Raw genomic sequence first — 5021 nt, forward strand, 5'->3', positions numbered from 1 at the left:
GGGACACAAAGGCGGGAACTTTTCTCGCTCTTCTGCGCTCAAAGCTTCCCATCTCTCCCGTTTTATCCAAGCAACATCAGGAGAACGATATCCTCCATTTGGTAAACGAAAAATTGTCGAAGAACTAAAGACTTTACCGGAATTACTTTGACGATTCCAAATCGTTACATCAGCAATTAAATCAGCTTCTCGATTACCACTATTTCCACCCACGGGAGGCATAATTAATAATTCTCCTTTTTGATTACGTTCTAAATTCCATGTTTGATTAGCCTGACAGAGATGATAAAATTGTTCATCGGTCAGATTAACTGTCTCTAGATTTAACACTACAGTTTCCATCGCTTCTCCTTTTTGCTACTTTATATCATTGATTCATATCAACCTATTTACCTAATTGACTCTCTAAAAATTCTGGCCAATTGGGATTAGTAGTATCTAGGGAAATTAGATAGGGTTGTTCTTTTTCATTAAAAGGTTCTGTTTTCTCAATTTGGGCATTTAAAACCTCGATAGTAGCGTCAGAAATATCACCTTTTCTAGCGGCAATCCGTTGTTTTAAAACTTCTATAGGTGCGTGACAATGGACAATATGAAAAGGAATCTGTAAATTTTGGGCATAGGTTAATAAGGGTTCTCGCCAAGCATATTTATCGTAGCGTGCATCGAGAATAACCGGATAACCTAAAGCTATTAAAATTTCGGCTAATTCCGCCAGTCTAGCGAAGGTTTTTTGACTCATTTCGAGACTATATATGTCTAGACTTCCTGTTTGATTTAAGTCAATTGCAGCCAAATGTTTGCGAACTGCATCGGAACGAATCTGAATAGCATTAAGATTTTTAGCAATTACTTTCCCTATGGTACTCTTACCCGATCCAGAAAATCCCGACATCAGAATTAATCTCGGTTTCTGCGGTTGTGTGTACTGCCAAGCTAATTGATAATAATCCTGTGCATTGGCTTTAATTTTCTCGGAAAAACTGTCACCATCAAGCAAAAAACTATTGACTTTTGCCCTCACATATGCTTGTCTAGTCAGGTAGAGAGGCAAGACTTTTAAACCCTCCCAGTCGGCGGTTTGTTCTAAATAAGTATTCACAAATAAATTAGCGAAATCTCCTCTCCCCCTAGCGGTTAAATCCATGGCTGTAAAAGCAAGATCATACATGACATCAACGAAGCGAAAAGATTCATTAAATTCTATGCGATCAAATAATTGTATTTCTCCCTGCCACTGACAGATATTATTTAAATGTAAGTCGCCGTGACATTCGCGAATCATCCCTTTTATTTGTCTTTCCTCTAACCAATCTCCGTGTTCTGCGAAGAATTTATCTGTATAAGCTTTCGTTTCATCGTATTGTTTTTGGGTTTGGACAAAATTAATATATTTCTCGGTTTGTTGGTAGTTTTCATCAAAAGCTTGTTTAATAACTTCTAAATTGCCAAATTGAGTAATATAGGAATTAGTCACAGCTTGTCGATGAAATCCTGCCACTTTTTCAGCCAAAGATTTTATAGCTTTTTCCGTTAGTTCTCCCCGTTCAAAAACTTTACTCAGTAAACATTCTTGGGGAAACTGATTCATTTTTAAAATGTATTCGATCGCTTTCCCTTCTCCATTTAAACTTATGCTACCCCGTTCCTCATTAATTGACAAAACTTCCAGATAGATATTCGCAGCAACTCTTTGATTTAACTCTAGTTCCTGTTCTAGATAATACTTTCTCTTTTCTAAAGTGGAGAAATCTAAAAAATGATAATTAACTGGTTTCTTGACTTTATAGGCATAATCTCCTGTCAAGAAGATAATTGAAGCATGGGTTTGGATAATTTCAACGGGAATTTTGACAGAATGAGGATAAAAGTCGGGATTTTTTAATTCTTCGATTAATCGGTTGCTATCCATAGGGAGAACTCCTGTCGGTTGCCTCTCATTTTTGTAAATTTACTAGGTTGGGATTTTTAAAGGGAAACTCTCGGCTAGAATTGGCTGTTATTTCCGATTTTATCACTTAATCTTTGACTCTTGGGGGATTCTACCCCCCAAACCCTCCGTTGGGGAGTGGGAAGTGGGAAGTGGGGAGAAGGGAGCGGGTTTTTCAAGTTTGATTGGCAGTTAATCGTACCACTAAAAACCGATTTGCTATCAGATGTCCGTGGAGGAACTGTCTCCCCCAAACGCTGGAAAGCATTAGCGGGAGCAAGTGGGATGCTTACAGGGGGTTGTCCATACATTTGTACCAGTTTAAGGATGACTGTTAACGAAGGCAGGGGGCAGGGGGCAGGAGGCAGGAGGCCGTTTTTGTAACGGGGATTTATGCCCCGCTCCCAAAACTTTTCGCCTTAAAAGGCGAGGTTTTAGACCCGATTTTTTCGATAATTGCTGATTGTCGGTAAGCTGTTGACTATCTAAATTACTCGTTAAGACCCCCTAGAAGCGGGGTCAGCTTTAAGCCAAGGAATTAGGGGTACAGTTAGTTTTAGATAATTTTGATGCTGGCTATTCCTTCTTAAGTTATATTGATAAATATCCCCTCGACAGCTTGAAGAGCGAACCTTTATCCCATCTTTACCATCAAAAACCGAGCATTTAGCCATGTTATCGACTATAATCGGCCTAGTACAGAATTTGAAGAAGTACAAGGATTTTGGTTGACTCAGGCCTTGAAACCAGAAGATGTGACTCAATTCTTGTTAAGTAACTGTTCCGAATCACACCCAACACTTGATTGAGAAAATAAATTAAGTCAAAGACGAATAAGCCATGACTTTTTGAGGGAGCATATTAACTTATATTTTGTCGAGGTACCGAAAAAATGATTAATGGTTCATCCAATTCCCGTTATCTCCTCATTGTGGAAGATCCTCAAGGGAGAAGAACAATTACCCTAGAAGACATGAAATATTCTCTCGGCCGTAAGTCCGATAATCAAATTGTTCTTCGCTCCAAATACGCGTCTCGCTATCATGCGACTTTAATTAAAAAGAGTATTGATCGCCAAAATTTTTCCTATTGGATTCTTGATGGTGATTTAGAGGGAAATAAAAGTCATAATGGTATTTATGTCAATGGGTCTAAATGCTTGGTTCATGAATTAAAAGATGGTGATTTAATTAACTTTGGCTGTGATATAAATTCCAGTTTTCATTTAATAGCCAGTCAAGAAAAAATAGAGCAAGCACCGGTTAAAAGTTCAGGACAGATACGAGTGGATCTGACGGAAAATGAAGCAAATTATAGCCGGGATAACCTCCACACAAAAAGTACCCTAATTCTCCATAATTCCCCATCCCAGACCATTAGTTTTGATAACGGGACTCAAGAGGAATCTTTCCTAGATTCTCTCACGAATTTGCCTAACCGTTCTATCTTTAATGAATATCTGTCAAATGCTATTAATAATGCCCAGAAAAGTAATCAAATGCTCGGTCTGTTATTAGTGGATGTAGAGCGGCTAAGAAATGTCAACAATCGACTAGGTTATCGACTGGGAGATAAGCTATTAAAAATCGTCAGTGAACGGTTAAGAAAAAATTTGAGATCGGGGGATATAGTCGCTCGTTGGGGAGGGGACGAATTTATTATCCTGCTGCCACAAATTAATAAGGCTAATGATCTGGAAAAAGTTAGTCAAAGAATTATTGAAACCCTAGAAAATAATTACGAAATCGAAAATCACTCCCTAGCCGTGCGATTCAATTTAGGTTCAGTTATCTGTCCCCCCGTCGGCACAGACAGAAAAATAATTTTACAGAAACTGGAGGAAAATTTAGTAGCGGTCAAGAATAATATCAATAATAACTCCAGGATAGAGTCAGTTAATGTTCACCCTAAAAATACTCGTAGTTCTAAAGTTGAATATTTTCTCTATCAGGCAATCAGAAATAATGAATTAGCTCTTTACTATCAACCGCAAGTTAATATGACTCAGGGACAAGTGGAAGGGTTAGAGGTATTATTGCGCTGGTTACACCCTCAATTCGGATTAATCGCTCCTAATCGTTTCTTACCCTTAATCCAAGAAAGCGAGTTAATCCTTGAGCTTAATCGTTGGGTGCTGAAAAATGCCTGTCAACAAGCACAAATATGGCAGCAGCGAGGATTATTATACACTCCCATCTCGATCAATCTGTCCCCGCACCAATTGCGGGATCCGCAGTTGCTCACCATCCTCAAAGAAGTCTTGACTGAAAGCAAAATCGGGCCTTTCTTTCTGGAGATGGAAATAACCGAGACAAGTTTACTAGAAAATAGCCGCGAAACCGGTCGAATTCTTGGGGATTTGCAGGAATTGGGTATTAGTATCACCCTTGATGATTTTGGCAGCGGTTACGCATCGATCGCCTATCTCGGTCAATTTTCCGTTAAAAAACTGAAAATAGAGCAATCTTTAACGAAAAACCTGAGTAATAATCCCCAAGATACCCGTTTTATCTCGTCATTGTTGGCGATAGCGAAAAGTTTTAACTTAATAGTGATCGCCAAGGGAGTAGAAACCCAACAACAATTAGAAATCCTGCAAGAATTAGGTTGCGAGAGAATGCAAGGCAATCGCATCAGTGGCCCTCTAGCAGTGGAGGAAATGACTAAATTTCTCCACATCCACCGCAGCCTGTCAGTAATCAGTGATCAGTGATCAGTTACCAGTTATCAGCTCTGGGTTTTTAGTCAGGGGTATTAAGTGAGGAGGATGAAATAGCATTAACAGTGCTGTCCTTTCACTGTTTACTGATTACTGATTACTGATTACTGATAACTGATTTTGGTCACTGATTCCGGTATGATCTGAACAGAGAATCTAGGATCAAATACCTACTCATCGAAAATTTGGGTCTGAAACCCCGTCGTTCTACGACGGCTTTACTGTTAAATATTAGCACATTTGCGAAATATATGCTAAAATGTGAGGTATGGAGAAAGCCTATTCGTTTCGATTTTACCCAACACCAGAACAAGAGTCGCTATTGCGGCGCACTTTGGGCTGTGTAAGATTAGTTTACAATAAAGCTCTCCA

4 protein-coding genes are annotated in these 5021 nt (G+C 39.0%); 2 read left to right on the plus strand and 2 right to left on the minus strand.

What is annotated here, in order from left to right; genetic code table 11:
• The coding region (locus IM477_RS00790) for a Uma2 family endonuclease (RefSeq protein WP_287730082.1) at nt 1–342 on the minus strand (342 nt) is incomplete at its 3' end.
• A 43-nt stretch (nt 343–385) separates the two neighbouring features.
• Nucleotides 386–1912, minus strand: coding sequence for a bifunctional aminoglycoside phosphotransferase/ATP-binding protein (locus tag IM477_RS00795; protein ID WP_287730083.1), 1527 nt, complete (start codon nt 1910–1912; stop codon nt 386–388).
• Nucleotides 1913–2822: 910 nt separating this feature from the next.
• Between IM477_RS00795 and IM477_RS00800 the strand changes: the two genes are divergently transcribed.
• Together IM477_RS00800 and IM477_RS00805 are read left to right on the plus strand one after the other, a co-directional pair.
• On the plus strand, nt 2823–4643 hold the full coding sequence (locus tag IM477_RS00800) for an EAL domain-containing protein (protein WP_287730085.1): 1821 nt from the start codon (nt 2823–2825) through the stop codon (nt 4641–4643).
• A gap of 274 nt (nt 4644–4917) precedes the next feature.
• The coding region (locus IM477_RS00805) for a helix-turn-helix domain-containing protein (protein ID WP_287683512.1) at nt 4918–5021 on the plus strand (104 nt) is incomplete at its 3' end.

The sequence above is a fragment of the Microcystis sp. M090S1 genome, from assembly GCF_020246295.1.
GTDB classification, from domain to species: Bacteria; Cyanobacteriota; Cyanobacteriia; order Cyanobacteriales; family Microcystaceae; genus Microcystis; species Microcystis aeruginosa.

Coding starts and splice junctions, on each gene's coding strand:
- IM477_RS00795 (WP_287730083.1), bottom strand. CDS start 1,912: ATGGATAGCAACCGATTAATCGAAGAATTAAAAAATCCCGACTTTTAT.
- IM477_RS00800 (WP_287730085.1), top strand. CDS start 2,823: ATGATTAATGGTTCATCCAATTCCCGTTATCTCCTCATTGTGGAAGAT.